The organism is Acidiphilium sp. MT5 (assembly GCF_054767495.1).
Genome location: NZ_BAABMR010000010.1, coordinates 106,640 through 122,836, shown reverse-complemented (window position 1 = coordinate 122,836; position 16,197 = coordinate 106,640). Strand labels below are relative to the sequence as shown.

The 16,197-nt window shown below is 59.9% G+C and carries 18 protein-coding genes and 1 tRNA gene; 5 read left to right on the top strand and 14 right to left on the bottom strand.

Features of this window, described 5'->3' with window-relative positions; translation table 11 throughout:
* Nucleotides 1–9: 9 nt before the first annotated feature.
* From hypD to hypE, 3 genes are read left to right on the top strand one after another with little or no spacing between them, the layout of a single operon-like run.
* Entirely contained in the window at nt 10–1,107 is a 1,098-nt protein-coding gene (hypD, locus tag ACYUCQ_RS11960; protein ID WP_460254759.1) for a hydrogenase formation protein HypD, read from the top strand.
* Nucleotides 1,104–3,368: a carbamoyltransferase HypF gene (gene hypF / locus ACYUCQ_RS11955; RefSeq protein WP_460254758.1), complete on the top strand. Its 2,265-nt coding sequence runs from the start codon at nt 1,104–1,106 to the stop codon at nt 3,366–3,368. The genes hypD and hypF overlap by 4 nt, the downstream gene beginning before the upstream one ends.
* Complete coding sequence (hypE, locus tag ACYUCQ_RS11950; protein WP_460254757.1) at nt 3,361–4,383, top strand: hydrogenase expression/formation protein HypE; 1,023 nt, start codon at nt 3,361–3,363, stop codon at nt 4,381–4,383. Before hypF ends, hypE begins: the two co-directional genes overlap by 8 nt.
* 18 nt (nt 4,384–4,401) lie before the next feature.
* On the opposite strand, the gene hypB is transcribed toward hypE, so the two are convergent.
* The 9 genes from hypB to ACYUCQ_RS11905 form a co-directional block, all read right to left on the bottom strand.
* Entirely contained in the window at nt 4,402–5,205 is an 804-nt protein-coding gene (gene hypB / locus ACYUCQ_RS11945) for a hydrogenase nickel incorporation protein HypB (protein WP_460254756.1), read from the bottom strand.
* Between the two features lie 71 nt (nt 5,206–5,276).
* Nucleotides 5,277–5,609, bottom strand: a complete 333-nt coding sequence (locus ACYUCQ_RS11940) for a hydrogenase maturation nickel metallochaperone HypA/HybF (RefSeq protein ID WP_460254755.1) — start codon at nt 5,607–5,609, stop codon at nt 5,277–5,279.
* 1 nt (nt 5,610) lies between these two features.
* Nucleotides 5,611–5,808, bottom strand: a complete 198-nt coding sequence (locus tag ACYUCQ_RS11935) for a rubredoxin (protein WP_460254754.1) — start codon at nt 5,806–5,808, stop codon at nt 5,611–5,613.
* A complete protein-coding gene (locus tag ACYUCQ_RS11930) occupies nt 5,805–6,572 on the bottom strand; it encodes a hydrogenase expression/formation protein (protein ID WP_460254753.1) in 768 nt (255 codons plus the stop codon). Before ACYUCQ_RS11930 ends, ACYUCQ_RS11935 begins: the two co-directional genes overlap by 4 nt.
* A gap of 103 nt (nt 6,573–6,675) precedes the next feature.
* A complete protein-coding gene (locus ACYUCQ_RS11925; RefSeq protein ID WP_460254752.1) occupies nt 6,676–7,062 on the bottom strand; it encodes a thioredoxin domain-containing protein in 387 nt (128 codons plus the stop codon).
* The gene (locus ACYUCQ_RS11920) at nt 7,059–7,637 is read right to left on the bottom strand and encodes a HyaD/HybD family hydrogenase maturation endopeptidase (protein ID WP_460254751.1); all 579 of its coding nucleotides are present in this window, start codon (nt 7,635–7,637) and stop codon (nt 7,059–7,061) included. Before ACYUCQ_RS11920 ends, ACYUCQ_RS11925 begins: the two co-directional genes overlap by 4 nt.
* Nucleotides 7,634–8,356 carry a Ni/Fe-hydrogenase, b-type cytochrome subunit gene (gene cybH / locus ACYUCQ_RS11915; protein WP_460254750.1) on the bottom strand — a complete coding sequence of 241 codons (723 nt, stop codon included), beginning with the start codon at nt 8,354–8,356 and terminating at the stop codon, nt 7,634–7,636. The genes ACYUCQ_RS11920 and cybH overlap by 4 nt, the downstream gene beginning before the upstream one ends.
* Nucleotides 8,357–8,385: 29 nt before the next feature.
* On the bottom strand, nt 8,386–10,182 hold the full coding sequence (locus tag ACYUCQ_RS11910) for a nickel-dependent hydrogenase large subunit (RefSeq protein ID WP_460254749.1): 1,797 nt from the start codon (nt 10,180–10,182) through the stop codon (nt 8,386–8,388).
* Nucleotides 10,179–11,306: a hydrogenase small subunit gene (locus tag ACYUCQ_RS11905; RefSeq protein ID WP_460254748.1), complete on the bottom strand. Its 1,128-nt coding sequence runs from the start codon at nt 11,304–11,306 to the stop codon at nt 10,179–10,181. Before ACYUCQ_RS11905 ends, ACYUCQ_RS11910 begins: the two co-directional genes overlap by 4 nt.
* A 165-nt stretch (nt 11,307–11,471) precedes the next feature.
* Here ACYUCQ_RS11905 and ACYUCQ_RS11900 point away from each other — a divergent pair, with 165 nt between their 5' ends.
* On the top strand, nt 11,472–12,074 hold the full coding sequence (locus tag ACYUCQ_RS11900) for an SRPBCC family protein (RefSeq protein ID WP_460254747.1): 603 nt from the start codon (nt 11,472–11,474) through the stop codon (nt 12,072–12,074).
* Here ACYUCQ_RS11900 and ACYUCQ_RS11895 read toward each other — a convergent pair.
* From ACYUCQ_RS11895 to ACYUCQ_RS11880, 4 genes are all read right to left on the bottom strand, one after another.
* Nucleotides 12,053–12,127 (bottom strand) — tRNA-Val (locus ACYUCQ_RS11895). The genes ACYUCQ_RS11900 and ACYUCQ_RS11895 overlap by 22 nt on opposite strands.
* Before the next feature lie 47 nt (nt 12,128–12,174).
* A complete protein-coding gene (locus ACYUCQ_RS11890; RefSeq protein WP_460254746.1) occupies nt 12,175–12,735 on the bottom strand; it encodes a hypothetical protein in 561 nt (186 codons plus the stop codon).
* Nucleotides 12,736–12,744: 9 nt separating this feature from the next.
* Nucleotides 12,745–13,773 carry an SAM-dependent methyltransferase gene (locus ACYUCQ_RS11885; RefSeq protein ID WP_460254745.1) on the bottom strand — a complete coding sequence of 343 codons (1,029 nt, stop codon included), beginning with the start codon at nt 13,771–13,773 and terminating at the stop codon, nt 12,745–12,747.
* A 69-nt stretch (nt 13,774–13,842) separates the two neighbouring features.
* The gene (locus tag ACYUCQ_RS11880; RefSeq protein ID WP_460254744.1) at nt 13,843–14,643 is read right to left on the bottom strand and encodes a DUF1295 domain-containing protein; all 801 of its coding nucleotides are present in this window, start codon (nt 14,641–14,643) and stop codon (nt 13,843–13,845) included.
* Nucleotides 14,644–14,743: 100 nt separating this feature from the next.
* Here ACYUCQ_RS11880 and moaB point away from each other — a divergent pair, with 100 nt between their 5' ends.
* A complete protein-coding gene (moaB, locus tag ACYUCQ_RS11875) occupies nt 14,744–15,274 on the top strand; it encodes a molybdenum cofactor biosynthesis protein B (RefSeq protein WP_460254743.1) in 531 nt (176 codons plus the stop codon).
* Here moaB and ACYUCQ_RS11870 read toward each other — a convergent pair.
* A complete protein-coding gene (locus ACYUCQ_RS11870) occupies nt 15,249–16,187 on the bottom strand; it encodes a bifunctional riboflavin kinase/FAD synthetase (RefSeq protein ID WP_460254820.1) in 939 nt (312 codons plus the stop codon). The genes moaB and ACYUCQ_RS11870 overlap by 26 nt on opposite strands.
* Between the last annotated feature and the right edge of the window lie 10 nt (nt 16,188–16,197).

Sequence of the window (16,197 nt, the reverse complement as noted above, 5' to 3'; positions counted from 1 at the left end):
GTGGGTCCGATGAGCCATCTGAATGACGACCCGCAATCGTGGCTAACACGCATCCAGCAATTGCCGCTTGATCGGCCCGTCGCGGTGATGAATGTCTGCGGCGGCCATGAGCGCAGCATCGCGATGCTCGGGTTGCGCGCCATATTGCCCGCCGCCGTGCGCATCATTCCCGGTCCAGGTTGCCCGGTTTGCGTGTGCCCCGAAGATGATCTGGCCGACGCTATTGAACTCGCCACCACCAATCGGGTGATCTTGGTCGCCTTTGGCGATATGATGCGCGTGCCGATCAACGCGCCGAAGGGGCAACTCCGCTCGCTCGCCCAAGCCCGCCAGCATGGTGCGGATGTGCGCCCGGTTGCCTCGCCGCAGGAGGCCGTCGCAATCGCGCGCGCCGAGCCGCAGCGCGAGATCGTGTTCTTTGTCGCCGGTTTCGAAACAACATCGGCACCCGTCGCCGCGATGCTGGCCGAAGGCGTGCCCGATAATCTCACCGTGCTGCTCGCGGCACGATTAACGTGGCCCGCCGTCGAGATGTTGCTGCATGACGATCAAAGTACGCTCGATGCGCTGATCGCGCCGGGTCACGTCGCAACAATCATGGGGGCCAATGAATGGAGTTTCATCGCCGAGCGCTATTGTTTGCCCGTCGCAGTCGCCGGCTTCACGGCGGAAAGCCTGCTCGCCGCGTTGTACTCCGTGCTGCGGCAATATGTCGAAGGCGGCCCCTTTTTAGATAATTGCTATCCCGAATTGGTTACCGCAAATGGCAATCGCGAAGCCAAACGCCTCTTGGCCGAGATTTTTGAAATTATCCCCGCCATGTGGCGCGGCATCGGCATCATTCCCGATTCTGGCTTTGGCCTGCGCGGCCCCTGGCAGCGTCATGACGCGAGGCTGCGCCACACCATCCGGACCCAAGCCCGGCCGCATGCCGGCGCAATGCCGCCCGGCTGCGATTGCGCCAGCGTTGTGCTGGGCCGGATCACGCCCGACCATTGCCGCCTCTATGGCAAAGGCTGCACCCCCACCCATCCAATCGGACCCTGCATGGTGTCTGATGAGGGGGCCTGCCATATCTGGTGGCAATCCGGTGTCAGACCAACGTGAGCGCGCCGGTGGCAACAAGACGGATCGAGCTAGGCGGGCGCGTGCAAGGCGTCGGCTTTCGCCCCTTCGTCTATCGCCTCGCATGCCGCTACGGCGTGACCGGTTGGGTCCGTAACGGCGCCGGCACGGTGGAAATACTCGCCTCTGGCCGATCAGCGATTCTGGACCAGTTTGAAGCTGATCTTCTGGCACAAGCCCCCGCCATTGCACGCCCCGTGCTCCTCGGCTGCCACGAGGAAGCGGCGGACGGATCGTCGGATTTTGTGATTCGCGTGAGCCGAACCCAGGGCGCGCATCGGCACTTTCTGCCGCCCGATCTCGCCCCATGCCCGGACTGCCTAGCCGAAATGGCGAATCCAGCCGACCGGCGCTTTCGCTACCCCTTCATCAATTGCACCCAATGCGGCCCGCGCTATAGCGTGATCCGTCAATTGCCCTATGACCGCGCCCATACCGCCATGGCCGGGTTTACGCTCTGCGCCGATTGCGCGGCGGAATACACCAGCCCCACCCATCGCCGCTTTCATGCCGAGCCAACGGCCTGTCCCGTCTGCGGTCCTCAATGCTGGTTCGCCGCCCCCGCCACGCCAGCGCTCAAGGGCAATGACGCGTTAGCAGCCACCCTCGCGGCACTGCGGCGCGGTGCCATCATCGCGGTCAAAGGCGTCGGCGGTTATCATTTATTTTGCGATGCCGCATCCGAACCCAGTGTCTCCGCCTTGCGCGCCCGCAAACACCGGCCCGACAAACCACTCGCCATCCTCCTTCCCCACGACCCGGCGCGCTTTGCCGACTGGATCGAGCCAGACCCCGAAACCCTCGCCGCCCTGCGCTCACCGGCCCGGCCCATCGTCCTCGCACTCCGCCGCCCTAGCGCCCCATTGGCCCAAGCCCTCGCCCCCGGCTTGAACATAGTCGGTGTCATGCTGGCCGATAGCCCGTTGCATCATTTGCTGATCGAGGCGTTCGCCGCACCGTTGGTCGCCACCTCCGCCAACCGCTCCGGCGCGCCCATGGTCACCGAACCAGAAGGCGCCGAACAGGAACTCAGCAGCATCGCCGATGGTTATTTGCATCATGATCGCCCGATCGAACGCCCCGTCGATGATAGCGTGGTCCGGGTGATCGATCATCGCGCCCGCACCTTGCGCGGCGGCCGCGGCATTGCGCCGATTGAGCGCAGCCTGCCGTTCCGGCTCCAGCAACCCATCTTGGCAGTCGGCGGCCATCAGAAATCAACCATCGCGCTTGGCTTTGATGATCGCGTGGTGATCTCGCCGCATCTGGGCGATCTCGACACCCAAGCCGCTCTGGCCCTGCTGGCGCGCACCGCCGCCGATCTGCAAGCGCTGTACGGCGTGCCAGCAACGCGCATTCTCACCGATGCCCACCCCTCTTACGCGAGCACCCAATGGGCGCGCGGCCAAGCTATGCCAACATGCCCAATTTATCATCACGCCGCCCACGCTTCGGCGCTTGCGGGTGAACTCAATAGGCTTGATCGCCCGATGCTGATTTTCACCTGGGACGGCGCCGGTCTGGGGCCTGATGGCACGCTATGGGGCGGCGAGGCCTTGCTCGGTCGGCCCGGTGCTTGGCGCGCCGTCGCGCGCTTTCAACTGTTCCGCCTGCAAGGCGGCGATCGCGTTGGCCGCGAACCGTGGCGCAGCGCCGCCGCCTTATGCTGGACCCAGCAGATCACGCCGCCAGCCCCCCTGTTACCCGCTAACGCCGCCCTCGCACGCCAGGCTTGGGACGCGGCCCTGAATTGCCATCTCAGCTCATCGGTGGGCCGCCTGTTCGATGCGGCATCGTCCCTGCTCGGCCTCGGCACCCATGCCAGCTTTGAAGGGCAGGGGCCCGCACGCTTGGAAACCCTCGCCGATACAGCAGTTGCCCTGGCTGCGCCCCCATCCCCCCTGCCGCTTGATCCGCAAAACGGGATACTGACCGCCGATTGGAGCACGCTGTTGGCCATGCTGCTGAACGATAGCATCAGCCCTGCCGAACGCGCCGCCCGCTTTCACGAAACCTTGGCGCAAACCGCGCTCGCCATCGCGCGCACCATGCGCGACATCGAAGCGGTCACCGCAATTGGGCTTGCCGGCGGCGTTTTTCAAAATCGCCGTCTGGCTGAACGCCTGTTCGCCTTGCTGCGCGACGATGGATTTACCGCCGATCTCGGCAGCGAAATCCCCTGCAATGATGCTGGTCTGAGCTTCGGCCAGATTATCGAATATGGATGCCGACCCGATGAATAATGCCCACCAGCCCGACCAGTATGTCAGCCTCGCCCATGGCAATGGCGGGCGGCACATGCGCGATCTGATTAATAACCTGTTTCGCCCCCGTCTGGGTAACCCCACGCTCGATACCGAAGCCGATGCCGCGCCGATAACCCTGCCACCCGGCGAAATCGTCGTGACGACCGATGGTTTTACCGTCCAGCCGCTGCAATTTCCGGGCGGCGATATCGGCGTCCTCGCGATCCACGGCACGGTGAATGACCTCGCAGTGTCCGGCGCCCAACCGCTGTATGCCACATTGTCCCTCTTCATCGAGGAAGGACTGCCCATGGCGTTGCTGGAATCCGTGGTCACCAGCCTTGGTGCCGCCGCCCGTGCGGTCGGGGTCAACGTGGTTGCGGGTGACACCAAAGTGGTGCCGCGCGGCCAGGGCGGCGGGCTCTATCTTGCACTCACCGGCATTGGCGTGCGGGCGCCGGGCTGCACTCTCGGCATGGCGGCAATCCGTGCGAACGACGCCATTTTGGTCAGCGGCCCGGTCGGCGATCATGGTATCGCCGTGATGCTGGCGCGCGAGGCGTTCGGGCTGCGCGGTGACCTCCAATCCGATGCCGCCTCGGTCCTGCCGCTCACCCAATCGCTGCTGCCCCTGCCGGGCCTGCGCTTCATGCGTGACCCAACCCGCGGCGGCCTCGCCACGGTCGCGCATGAAATCGCCCGAGGCGCCCATCTTCGTGTCAATCTCAATGAAGCATCCATCCCGATCAGCCCGGCAACCTCCTCGGTCTGCGCGATGCTCGGCTATGATCCGCTCTACCTCGCCAGCGAAGGTCGCGTGGTCGCCGTCATCGCGCCCGACCAAGCCGAAACTGCCCTTGCCCGGTGGCGCGCTCTGCCGCAGGGGGCGGGTGCGAGCCTCATCGGTCACCTTGCCCACGCCGATGATCATCGCGTCATCGTCCATACAAGCATCGGCGGCGCGCGCATCCTGCCCGAGTTGGAAGCAGACCCGCTGCCGCGCATTTGCTAACGCTGCGGCCAGACCCGCTCAGGCGTGGATTGCGGCGCGGGCGCGTCCCGCTTCAAGCCATGCGAGAAATACCTCCAACCCGTAGCCGTGCAACCCTGAGACGGCTTGAATTTCGATCTTTGGATTAACCTGGCGCGCATACAGGCTCGCTGTCTCGGGATCGAAAGCCAAATAGGGTAACAAATCGGTTTTATTGAGCACCATCAAATCCGCCGCATGAAACATATCAGGATATTTTAGCGGCTTATCCTCACCTTCCGTAATCGACAATATCACCACCTTATGCGCTTCGCCTAAGTCAAACCCCGCCGGACACACCAGATTGCCAACATTCTCAATAAACAAAATCCCCCCATCCAGCTTCGGCAAATGATCGAGCGCATGACCAATCGCATGGGCATCAAGATGGCAGGCCTTACCGGTGTTGATCTGCCACGCCGGCACTCCGGTCGCGGCAATACGCGCCGCATCCAACCCGGTTTGCTGATCCCCCTCAATCACCGCAACCGGCACCCGGCCCTTCAACGCCTCAACAATACGCACCAGTAACGTTGTCTTGCCAGCCCCTGGGCTCGACATCAAATTGACCACAAAAATCCCATGCGCCGCAAAATAACGCCGGTTGGCATCAGCATAACGCTGATTTTTCGCCATGATATCCTGCTCAACGCGCACGAGCCGGCGGCCCGCCGCAGCGTCATGCCCATCATCATGCCCATCATCATGCCCATGGGCATGCCCATGGTCATGTCCATGGTCATGTCCACGCTCATCGTCATTGTCATGATGATGATCACGCAAATGGTCAACGCGCCGCTGCATCTCATGTGTCGCCAGCGCCGTTAGTGCGCCATCCGCCAGATCGCCGCTGCTACATCCACAAATCCCGCACATCATGTCACCTCAATTTGTTTAATCCGAATCTGCTGCCCATCCAGCACCTGGAGCTGATAGGAGCCACAAAGCGGGCAGGCATCGCCAAAACGCTGCAACGCAATTGTGGTGGCACATCGCATGCACCACGCCGCTCCGGCCACTTCGATAATCTCCAGGCGCGCCTGATCCGCAATGCTGTCGCGTGCCGCAACATCAAAGCCAAACCGCATCGCATCCGGCTCCACACTGGCCAGCGCGCCAATCTCCAGCCACACCGCTGTCACACGGGCGAAACCTTGGGCGATGCCCTGCTCCTCCAACGCCTGCACCACGCTCTGACAAAGCGCCATCTCATGCATGGTCAGTCGTCGGATCAATCAAGATAAATTGCAGCTTTGCCGCATCGCATTGCGGACATACCCAATCCTCCGGCAACGCCGCAAAGCTCGTCCCCGGCGGGATTTGCGCCACCGCATCGCCCTGCGCAGGATCATAAACATGCCAGCAAATCCGGCACTCATACCGACCCGATGGGCCTGCCGCGCTCATGCGTATAACGCCGCAACCGCGCGAATCCGCAGCGCCGATTCCGCAATATCGTCAGCAGCGGCACACGCAACAGCGGGGATCGGCGCAATTTCCAATGAGTTAAGAATGAGCGCGTCACTTGCATTAGAATATTGCACCCACCACGTCGCCGCCAGCCTGGTGCTGCGAATCCGGCACGCGCCATAGCCCGCCGAGAGAATAACCACCGGCCCCTCGCCCAGCGCCCCCACCAGCCAAGTCAGTTCATCGTTGCTCATCGGCACCAAATCAAGATTAATCAAATGACCAGCCCCGCTCGTCAAAAACGAAGCACTCTTGGCAATCAACTCCGCCAGAATATGCGGCGCATTGACCAAACCGGGCGGCAATGTCTCGGCGCCCGGCAAAGCAAGCGCTCCGGCGGCGTCAGCGGAACGCGCGGTCAAAATCTGCGGGATGGGGCCAATTTCCAGCCGGTCCTGTGCCAGCGCATTTGGCATTGCATCGCTGCGCACACGCCACAACCCGGTGAAAATCGTCTCCTCAATCTGGATCACCGGCGTGCCGAGCACCAAAGCGCTCACCTCACCATGACCCAAAATCTCATCAAGAAATCGGCGTTCAGCCCCACTCAGCCCGACCAGATCAATCGATATCCCAGGTGCATCATCGCGATAGCCAGCGAGCGCGTTGCCAATACGGGTCAACCAGGCCGGACCAACCGCACGCAATTGCGGGTCGGACAACGGCGCGGGCGGAACAAACACCGTGACTTCCTTGGGCATTGGCAGATAATCCGGCCCATTCCCAAAGCTCCCCGGACCAAAGCTGCTTGGGCCAAAGTTCTCTGGCCGAAATTGCTGAAGATCTGGTATGGATTTCAGAGAATCATCCATCGCACGATACCTCCGATGCCAATGGCGCAAACATCGTTGCAATCTCGGCTTGATAATACGCCCAGTCGCGCATCCGCGCCACCGTGCCCAGCACGCGGCCATGGTGCAAAAACACCAAGGTCGGGCGTATCGTCACCGCAAACCGCGCCGCACTCGCGCGATCCCGATCTGGATCAATCACACCGATTTTTATCTGATGCCCGCTCGTCCGGATCAATTCCGGCAAAATAGCGGCGACATCATCAATTTCTCGATGTCGCGATGGATTGCCGGTAAAAAATAAAACACAAATTCCCTCAGCGATGAACGCCTCCACATCGCCCGGCGCCAGCCCCACACTATCAGGCCGCGCCAATAACCGTTCAATCGCTGCACTCATGACCGAACCTCATGCGCAACGCGCTCATAGGCAATCTGACGAACCGAGGCCGGACCCAACGGCTCTGCCTTCTGATCCTTCGGGCGTGGCGTGCCAATAATCCCGGAAATCGCGAGCCATGCCAGCGCATGATCCACCGCAATGCCGAGCTGAGCACGAACCGGTGCCGTCAGCCCCGCACCATAATCATCAAGATCAAGCGGCTGCACACCAATCAGCCGCATATGCGCAGGCAGCCGCCCCGATAAGGTCGCCAAGCCAAGCACATCCTGAAAACTTGTCTGGTGCAAGCTCATTTTCTTCGCCGTGAGATAGCGCGGCACCGCATCATCATCGATGATCCGCAAACTGCCGGGCGTCAGCCCGTAATCAATCGCGTCAAAAACCACCAACCTGCTCGCCGATTCAATGATGGGCAAAAGTGCAAGGCCCTGGGTGCCGCCATCAATCAGCCTCACATCTGGAGGAAAAATATAGGCATCGTGCAACGCCTCCACGGCGCGCACGCCAAACCCTTCATCAGCCCAGAGAATATTGCCAATGCCCAATACGACGACAGACTTTGCGTCGCTCATGGCCGATTATCCTTGAAATACCGCCACCCATTAACCATCGTGCTCATCATTGTCTGGCGTGACATAATATCCTCACGGATCGCCATATAAACATGAACAATCACGAACAGGATCAAATACCACATCCCAAGCACATGCCAGGTGCGCAGGCGCTGACTGTCACCGACAAGCGGCACCACCCAACGGGTGAATAAATCATACGACCATGAACCGTAACCACTGCCCTCGCCATAGAGCGCAAACCCCGTAATGATTTCAACCAACACACCCAGTAAAAACATCGCAAACATTGCTGTCTGTGCCAACGGATTATGGCCGCTCTCTTTGCTGGTCTCGCGCTCGATCAATAAGTACCAACGGATTGTCTTGAAAAATTCATGCCGCCAGGGACGAGACCAAAATTGCGGCATAAATATCTCGCGCGCATACCGATTGCCCACAAATGCCCAATAGATCCGCACTAGCATCGCCAACGTCAGCGCATAAGCAATCACGAAATGAACAAACCGAATATCGCCCATCCAGAAATGGTGATAAGGCTGGCCCACCTGCAGCGGCCAAATCGGATTAGCAATCAGCAAACCGGTTGCAACCAGCAGGGTGATCGCCAACGCCATCACCCAATGCCAGATGCGCACCGGCAGCTCATAAACATAGACCGGCGCGGAAACACCGGCTTCTGGCCGGTCACTCATGGTGGGCGATGGCTGGTCGAGCATGGCGTAATGTCCCCATTCCCAAACAATGTCTAAAGCACGTCGGCACGCACTAACGCGCTGCCATCCGGCGCAATCACATGGGTGGCACACGCCATGCAAGGATCGAAACTATGCAGCGTGCGCAAAATTTCGAGCGGCTGGCTTGCATTGGCGAGCGGCGTATTCAACAAAGCCGCCTCGAATGCGCCAATATTTCCAGCCGGATCACGTGGTGATCCGTTCCAAGTGCTCGGCACGACTGCCTGATAACTTTCGATCTTGCGGTCTTTGATATGAATCCAATGCCCCAAAGCCCCGCGCGGCGCCTCAACATGGCCAATCCCCTTCGCCTCCGTCGGCCATGTCGCCGGGTCCCATTTCGCCGTATTGGCCGTGGCCAGGTCACCAGCGCGCAAGTTGCTCATCAACCGATCAAAGAAAAACTTCATCTTATGCGCCGCCCACGAGGCTTCGAGGCCCCGTGCTGCGGTTCGGCCCAGCGTGGTGAACAAGGCGCTGAGCGGCAGGCCCAGATCGGTCAATAATTTATCAACCGGCTCCTTGAATTCAGCAATGCCCTTGGCATAGCCAACCGTAAAGCGCGATAACGGGCCGACCTCCATGGCGTGGCCGCGCCAGCGCGGTGCCTTGATGAAAGAGTATTTCGCCGATTCATCCATTTGCTTGATATCGGTCTTGGTGCCAATCGTTTTTGGGCCCAATTTGAAATCGGGGTCCGTAATTCCGGCCCAGGGATGCAGGCCGGTCGCCTCATCCGGATAACGAAACCATGAATGATCGACAAATTCTTGAACCTGACTTGGATCACGCAAATCGATGTCCATAATCTCATCAAGTTTGCCATTCACAATGGCGCCGCGCGGCATCAATAAATTATCATCGGCCCAACTATTCGCAACCAGCGGGTAATCGCCATACGACATCAAATTTTTACCCGCCAAGCCGCCACCATAATCCCATTGCTTGTAATAGCTCGCAATCGCGACCAGATCAGGAACATAAACCTGATCGATGAAATCAATCGTGCGGCTGATAATCGAGGCGACCAAATCAAGCTGCACCATATTGACCGGCGCCCCCGCAGCCATCGGCCCATCCAGATTGATCGCGCAGGCCATGCCGCCAACCAGCCAGTTTGGATGCGGGTTTTTGCCGCCAAATACCGTATGAATTTTGACAATCTCGCGTTGAAAATCGAGCGCTTCCAGATAATGCGTCACCGCCATCAAATTGGCTTCCGGCGGCAATAAATAAGCCGGATTGCCCCAATAGCCGTTCATGAACGGCCCTAATTGTCCAGAATCGACAAATTTTTGCAGCCGCGTTTGCACATCGCGAAAATAACCGGGCGATGAATTCGGCCAGGGCGAGATGCTTTGCGCCAACGTGCTCGTCGCCTTCGGATCAGCCTTCAAGGCGCTGATCACATCAACCCAATCGAGCGCATGCAAATGATAGAAATGCACCAAATGATCCTGCGCCCATTGCGTCGCGAGCATGATGTTGCGAATGGTGTTGGCGTTCTCTGGAATCTTGATTGCGAGCGCATCCTCCACCGCGCGCACCGAAGCGAGCGCATGAACCCCAGTACACACCCCGCAAATCCGTTCGCAAAAAGCCCACGCATCGCGCGGATCGCGGCCTTTCAGAATAACCTCAAGCCCGCGCCACATCGTGCCCGATGATACGGCGTTGCGTATAATGTTATTCTGATCAAGATTAACCTCGCACCGCAAATGCCCTTCAATCCGCGTAACGGGATCAACCACCATGCGTCGGCCGCTATCATTAATCGCAAAGCCATTCGGGGTGATCGAACGGGTCATGGCTGGTCTCCATCGGGCCGGGAATGATCGTCGGATTTTGCCGTCGGGGTCGCTTTCCCTGATCGAAAATGTTTAATCGCACTGGCGCCGGCATGCGCTAACACGCCAGCGCCCACCAGCCCCGCCGCTGCCGCGCCAATCTCATCAGCGCTTGCTTCAACACCAAAGCCAGCGCCAATATGCGCAAGCGGTTGATAGAACGGCCCATTATCCCAGAAATTATCTTCCGAACATCCAATACAGCCATGGCCCGACTGAATCGGAAACGAAACCCCGCCATTCCAGCGCACCGTGGAACAGGCATTATAGGTCGTTGGCCCACGACATCCCATTTTATAAAGGCAATAGCCCTCGCGCGCCCCCTGGTCGTCCCATTGTTCAACAAACTGCCCCGCATCAAAGTGCGGCCGCCGATAACATTTATCGTGAATCCGCTGACCATAAAACATCAAAGGTCGGCCTCGACTATCCAGTTCAGGAATTCGCCCGAACGTAATCATGTAGCTGATAACACCCGTCATCACTTCGGCAATCGGCGGGCAGCCCGGCACCTTGATGATCGGCTTGTCGGTAATCACCTTATCGATCGGCGTTGCTTGGGTCGGGTTAGGGCGCGCCGCCTGCACACATCCCCACGATGCACAAGCACCCCAGGCAATCACCGCCTTCGCATCGGCAGCAACAGCCTTGAGTTTCTCAACAAACGGTTTGCCGCCGACAATGCAATACATGCCATCTTCATTGAGCGGCGGATTTCCCTCAACGGCAAGAATATACTCGCCCTTATATTTCTTCGGAATTTCATCAAGAATAGCTTCCGCTTGCGCACCGGCAGCGGCCATCAGCGTGTCATCATAGTCAAGCGAAATCATTTTCAAAATAACATCTTTCGCTAACGGATGGCCGGAGCGAATGAATGATTCCGAACAGCATGTGCATTCCAAGCCATGCATCCACAACACGGGAATGCGCGGCTTGGTCTCCATCGCATGCGCAATTTGGGCGGCATAAATCGGCTCCAAACCAAGTGCCGCCGCCGTGAGACTGCAAAATTTCAGAAACGATCGTCGGCTGGTCCCTTGGGCGCGCATCAATTGGTAGAATGTCTGCGTTTCCGAACCCATCGCTCATCCTCCACCCATGGCCCGCTTCGGGCCAAGAAGCCTTGTGCCAAACGTAACGGATGCACGCACGAACATTGGCTATGCTACTGATCATTCCGATTTCGGCATTGATTTAAATCAAGGACAATGAATTAAGGGCGAATATTGATAGAACATGATGACGCAATGCCCCGTGTCCGCCTGGAAACAATGCGCGGTGAGCGCCCCGGCATGACCACGCACCACGTCGAGCGGCTGTTCGTCTATCCGATGACCGTCTTATTCACCCTGATCGCCGATATCGAATCTTACCCGCTGTATATGCCCGGCTGGCGGGCCGTGCGCATCAACCAGCGCAGCACGCAACGGCTGGAGGTCGAGCAGCGCGTAAGCCTGTTCGGCCTGTCGGTCGATTTTCGATCCATCGCCGCGCTGGATCCGCCGCACCAATTGCGCATCAGCGCAACCCAGTTTCCGTTCCGCACGTTTCAGCTCTGCTGGCAATTGCGCAGCCTGTGCCCCACCAGCACCATCGTCCAAGCAGATTTTGATCTGAGTTTTCGCACCGCTCCGCTCAATCGCTTTGCCGATAAAATGGCCCCACTGATGCTGGAGCGCACGATCAACGCCTTCGCTCAACGCGCCAAGCGGATCATCATCGCCCAGCCATCAGCACAACCCGGCCCAGCCGGGTCCGCGCCGAATCACGGCCAATCAGTGCGCTTGAAACCCGTTCGCGACCAAAACCACCATGGATTGGCAAACCCTGGTGGGTGCGACAGGGATTGAACCTGTGACCCTCGCCGTGTGAAGGCGATGCTCTCCCGCTGAGCTACGCACCCTGGGGTCCGCACGATCTACCGCCCCTCGCGCCGCGACGCAAGCACCCTTATGGCAGCTTTGTTGGTCGCGCCCCCGCAAAGCGATAGCCTAAAAACGCGCAAAGGCATGCCACGCTGACCCCATTCAGCGTCACCAAATCAAGCTGCTCTGCCGCACTAATCCGCATCACCGGCCCCATCGGCGCATAGCGCAGCACGCCATACGCCAAAAAGGGCAGGGCGGTCAGCCCCACCATCAGCCGCCGCTCCGCACGATGAAACCCCAACGTAGCCAGCAAAATGCAGGGGATCAAAAACAGCACAATGCCGGTATTAAACCCCAGCACCACCGCGCACCACATGGTGTTGAGCACACCAATCACCGTCAAAAATACCCGCGCCGCCACACCGCTGCGCTGGGCAATCATCGGCACCGCGCACCAAAAAGGCAGGGAGCATAACGTCAGCAATATCGTCGGCGTCGCATCCCGCCCCAACACCACATATAAATAAATCGGATAAAACGGCGTATTACCCGCCAGCACCGCCGCTACCGTGTTCATCGCCGCCGTCAGCGGGTCCGGATGGTCCAGCGCCCGCCCAAGGGCCGTCAACGCCCGACCAATCATGCCCTCACCCTAAGCTGCGGTCAGCCGATAATGGCTAACCCCCCACGCCTCGCCATCACGATAGCCGAACAGCCCCTCGGTCGCCAAGAAAAACAACCGCCACCGCCGCCGCCAAATCCCAGCCTCCGCGCCATAAACCCGTTCCAACACCTCGGTAATCGCCCCGGCTTCACGATCATAATTCGCCAGCCAATCACGCGCCGTCCGCGCATAATGCGCGCCACTCCACCGCCATTCCGCCTCGCATCGAAACAAATCTGGAAATTGCTTGATCAGCCCATGGCTCGGCATCAGCCCGCCCGTGAAAAAATGCCGCGCAATCCAATCGGCCCGATCATGATGATCAAACCGATACGCCCCCTGGCGATGGGTAAACACATGCACAAACAGCTTGCCGCCTGGCGCCAGCCAGCCCTTCACCCGGGTCAATAAACCCTGCCAATTCGCCATATGCTCAAACATCTCAACCGATACCACGCGGTCGAACCTCTCGGTTGTGCTGAAATGATTCATATCCGCCGTCATCACCGTCAGATTCCGCAACCCGCGTTCCCGCGCCACCTGCTCGATATAAGCCCGTTGCGAGGCGGAGTTAGAGACCGCCGTAATCCGGGCGGCGGGATAATGCTCGGCCATCCAAAGGCTTAGCGAGCCCCAACCACAGCCCAGCTCCAAGATCCGCTGCCCATCCGCAAGCGCCGCATGCGCGCAGGTCTCGCTCAACGCCCGCTCCTCGGCCTGATCGAGCGTGCTCACCGACCCATCATATAAGCAGCAGGAATATTTCCGCCGCGCCCCCAGCGTAAGGCCAAAAAACGCCGCTGGCACCTCATAATGCTGCGCGTTGGCCGCATCGGCATGCAACGCAATCGGCAAGGCCGCCATCTCTGCGGCAAAGCGGCGCTCAGCCTCCGGCCCCACCCGCGTCAAGGCCCGGTCGGTGCGTCCCACCAACTGCGCGACGCCAAACCGCAAAAGTCGATCGGGCAGCACGAACCGCTCCGCCAACCCTGTCATCGCTGCAACCGAATAACTCATCGCGAACTCCAATCAACATGACCTTGATTGAAATACGCCTCCAATCCACCAATGGATGCGCCAATCGCGCTACCGTGGCGGGCGCGGAAAAAACGCGCTCACCCGTGCCTGATACGCGGCATAAGCCACCGGCCTCGACTCCAACATCTCGCGCTCCAGCGGCGGAATCCCGGAAATCTTGGTCAACAGCCATACCATCCCCAACGGTCCAATCAGCGCCAATAATCCCGGCGCCCATCCCCCCGCCAGCCCAATCAGCGGATAGGCCAACCAAATCGAGGCTTCGAAAAAATAATTAGGATGGCGTGACCAGCCCCATAATCCGCGATCACAAACCTGACCCCGATTGGCCGGATCGGCGCGAAACGCATGCATCTGCGCATCCGCCACCGCCTCACCCCAGAGCGATCCCGCAAAAACCGCCAGCCCCGCCAGAGTCCAACCCCAAGAAACGCCGGTCATCGGTGCTGGATCATGAGCGGCAATCATCACCGCGATCACCAACACCCATGCCACTACCGCTTGGATCATCAACAGCCAAAACATCCGCGATTCGAACGCAGCCCCCCAATCGGCGCGAAACCGCGCATAGCGCGCATCCTCATGCGTGATCGCGCGGGTTCGCCGCACAATATAAAAGCCGAGCCGCAACGCCCAAACCAGCACCAAAGCCGCCACCAAAACCCGCCGCGCCACCGGCGCTGAGCCCAGCGGCACCAACGCGCCCAACGCAGCCGCCCCGCCCGTGCCAAACGTCCAAAACGCATCAACCCAGCCCGAATTGCCGGTCCGCCTTTGCGCAACCCACGCCCCGGTCATCACCAGGCCAAGCAAAACCAGCAGCATCACGCTCAAAATAATATATCCCATGCGCCGGGATGTTTCCCTCACCCTGGCAAACGTCAAGACCCTCTTTCAGCCATCGCGCATTAATCCTATTCTGCGTCATCACTCGTCCAAGGAGCCTGCTATGTCGCGCATTGATGAATCCCGCCCGTTCGTCCCCGTCGCCATCGCTCTCCTCACCGTATCGGATACCCGCACTGCCGCGAATGACACCTCCGGTGACGCTCTCGCCACGCGCATCACCGAAGCCGGCCATCATCTGATCGACCGCACACTTTTGCCCGATGACGCGGATCGCCTCACCGCCCAATTACAAAACTGGATCGCCAATCCAGCGATCGATGTGGTGATCACCACCGGCGGCACCGGCATCACCGGGCGCGATGTCACGCCCGAAGCCTTCTCCCGCGTGCTCGATAAAACCATCGAAGGGTTCGGCGAACTGTTCCGCATGCTGAGCTATCAAAAAATCGGCACCTCAACCATTCAATCGCGCGCCATCGGCGGCGTTGCCGGCGGCACCTATCTGTTTGCCCTCCCTGGCTCCACCGGCGCCGTCAAAGATGGCTGGGATGATATTCTCCGCTGGCAGCTCGATAGTCGCCACCGCCCCTGCAACCTTGTCGAGCTTATGCCGCGCCTAATGGAGCGTTGAACCAGGCGCGCGCCGCCTCGGCGTCGCGGATAATCTGCCCGCGCAACGCCTCGAAACTCTCAAATTTGCGCTCCTCGCGAATGAAATGATGCAACGCCACCGCGAGCGTCACGCCATACAAATCGCCATCGAAATCAAACCAATGCGCCTCCAGCCGGGCAATTGCCCCCTCGGCCACGGTCGGTCGTCGGCCAATATTCGCAACCCCCCGCCGTAAAATCCCATCCGGGAATAGCGCACTCACCGCATAAACCCCGCGCGCCGGCTCAAGATGCCGCCCCAGCGCAATATTCGCGGTGGGAAAACCAATGGTGCGCCCGCGCGCATCGCCATGCACCACTTCGCCGCGCACAACCGGGTCGCGCCCCAGCAACGATGCCGCCCGCTCCGGATACCCATCCTGCAACAGCCGCCGGATCCGCGTCGAGGAAATCGGCCCCTCCGCATCGTCCAAATGCGGCACCACGCTCAGCCCAATCCCCAATTCAGCGCAGCGCGCGGCAAGCAAGCGCACATCCCCGCCGCGCCGATGGCCAAAGGCAAAATCCGCCCCGCACGCCACATGCGCCGCTCCCAACCCACGATGCAGCACCTCATCGATGAAATCGCCCGCGCTCAACGCCGAAAAAGCCCGGTCAAACGGCAATTCAACCAAAATCTGCACCCCCAACGCCGCCAAAGCCTCGGCGCGCTCAGCCTCCAGCGTCAGCCGAAACGGCGGATCATCAGGGCGAAAAAACTCGCGCGGATGCGGCGCAAAACTGAGCACCGCCCTCGGCGCGTCCGGTCGCGCCGCATGGGCCGCGCGCAGCACTTCGGCGTGACCACGATGCACCCCATCAAAATTCCCCAGCGCCACGCTCGCCCCGCGTGCTTGCTCTGGCACCGCCCGCCAATCGCGCAGAATGGTCAACTCACCCACA

What these genes read in the sequence shown, in the direction of transcription:
- hypD (WP_460254759.1), top strand. Translation starts at nt 10, where the DNA reads ATGAGCCATCTGAATGACGACCCGCAATCGTGGCTAACACGCATCCAG.
- hypE (WP_460254757.1), top strand. Translation starts at nt 3,361, where the DNA reads ATGAATAATGCCCACCAGCCCGACCAGTATGTCAGCCTCGCCCATGGC.
- hypB (WP_460254756.1), bottom strand. Translation starts at nt 5,205, where the DNA reads ATGCAGCGGCGCGTTGACCATTTGCGTGATCATCATCATGACAATGAC.
- ACYUCQ_RS11940 (WP_460254755.1), bottom strand. Translation starts at nt 5,609, where the DNA reads ATGGCGCTTTGTCAGAGCGTGGTGCAGGCGTTGGAGGAGCAGGGCATC.
- ACYUCQ_RS11935 (WP_460254754.1), bottom strand. Translation starts at nt 5,808, where the DNA reads ATGAGCGCGGCAGGCCCATCGGGTCGGTATGAGTGCCGGATTTGCTGG.
- ACYUCQ_RS11930 (WP_460254753.1), bottom strand. Translation starts at nt 6,572, where the DNA reads ATGCCCAAGGAAGTCACGGTGTTTGTTCCGCCCGCGCCGTTGTCCGAC.
- ACYUCQ_RS11925 (WP_460254752.1), bottom strand. Translation starts at nt 7,062, where the DNA reads ATGAGTGCAGCGATTGAACGGTTATTGGCGCGGCCTGATAGTGTGGGG.
- ACYUCQ_RS11920 (WP_460254751.1), bottom strand. Translation starts at nt 7,637, where the DNA reads ATGAGCGACGCAAAGTCTGTCGTCGTATTGGGCATTGGCAATATTCTC.
- cybH (WP_460254750.1), bottom strand. Translation starts at nt 8,356, where the DNA reads ATGCTCGACCAGCCATCGCCCACCATGAGTGACCGGCCAGAAGCCGGT.
- ACYUCQ_RS11910 (WP_460254749.1), bottom strand. Translation starts at nt 10,182, where the DNA reads ATGACCCGTTCGATCACCCCGAATGGCTTTGCGATTAATGATAGCGGC.
- ACYUCQ_RS11905 (WP_460254748.1), bottom strand. Translation starts at nt 11,306, where the DNA reads ATGGGTTCGGAAACGCAGACATTCTACCAATTGATGCGCGCCCAAGGG.
- ACYUCQ_RS11900 (WP_460254747.1), top strand. Translation starts at nt 11,472, where the DNA reads ATGCCCCGTGTCCGCCTGGAAACAATGCGCGGTGAGCGCCCCGGCATG.
- ACYUCQ_RS11890 (WP_460254746.1), bottom strand. Translation starts at nt 12,735, where the DNA reads ATGATTGGTCGGGCGTTGACGGCCCTTGGGCGGGCGCTGGACCATCCG.
- ACYUCQ_RS11885 (WP_460254745.1), bottom strand. Translation starts at nt 13,773, where the DNA reads ATGAGTTATTCGGTTGCAGCGATGACAGGGTTGGCGGAGCGGTTCGTG.
- ACYUCQ_RS11880 (WP_460254744.1), bottom strand. Translation starts at nt 14,643, where the DNA reads ATGGGATATATTATTTTGAGCGTGATGCTGCTGGTTTTGCTTGGCCTG.
- moaB (WP_460254743.1), top strand. Translation starts at nt 14,744, where the DNA reads ATGTCGCGCATTGATGAATCCCGCCCGTTCGTCCCCGTCGCCATCGCT.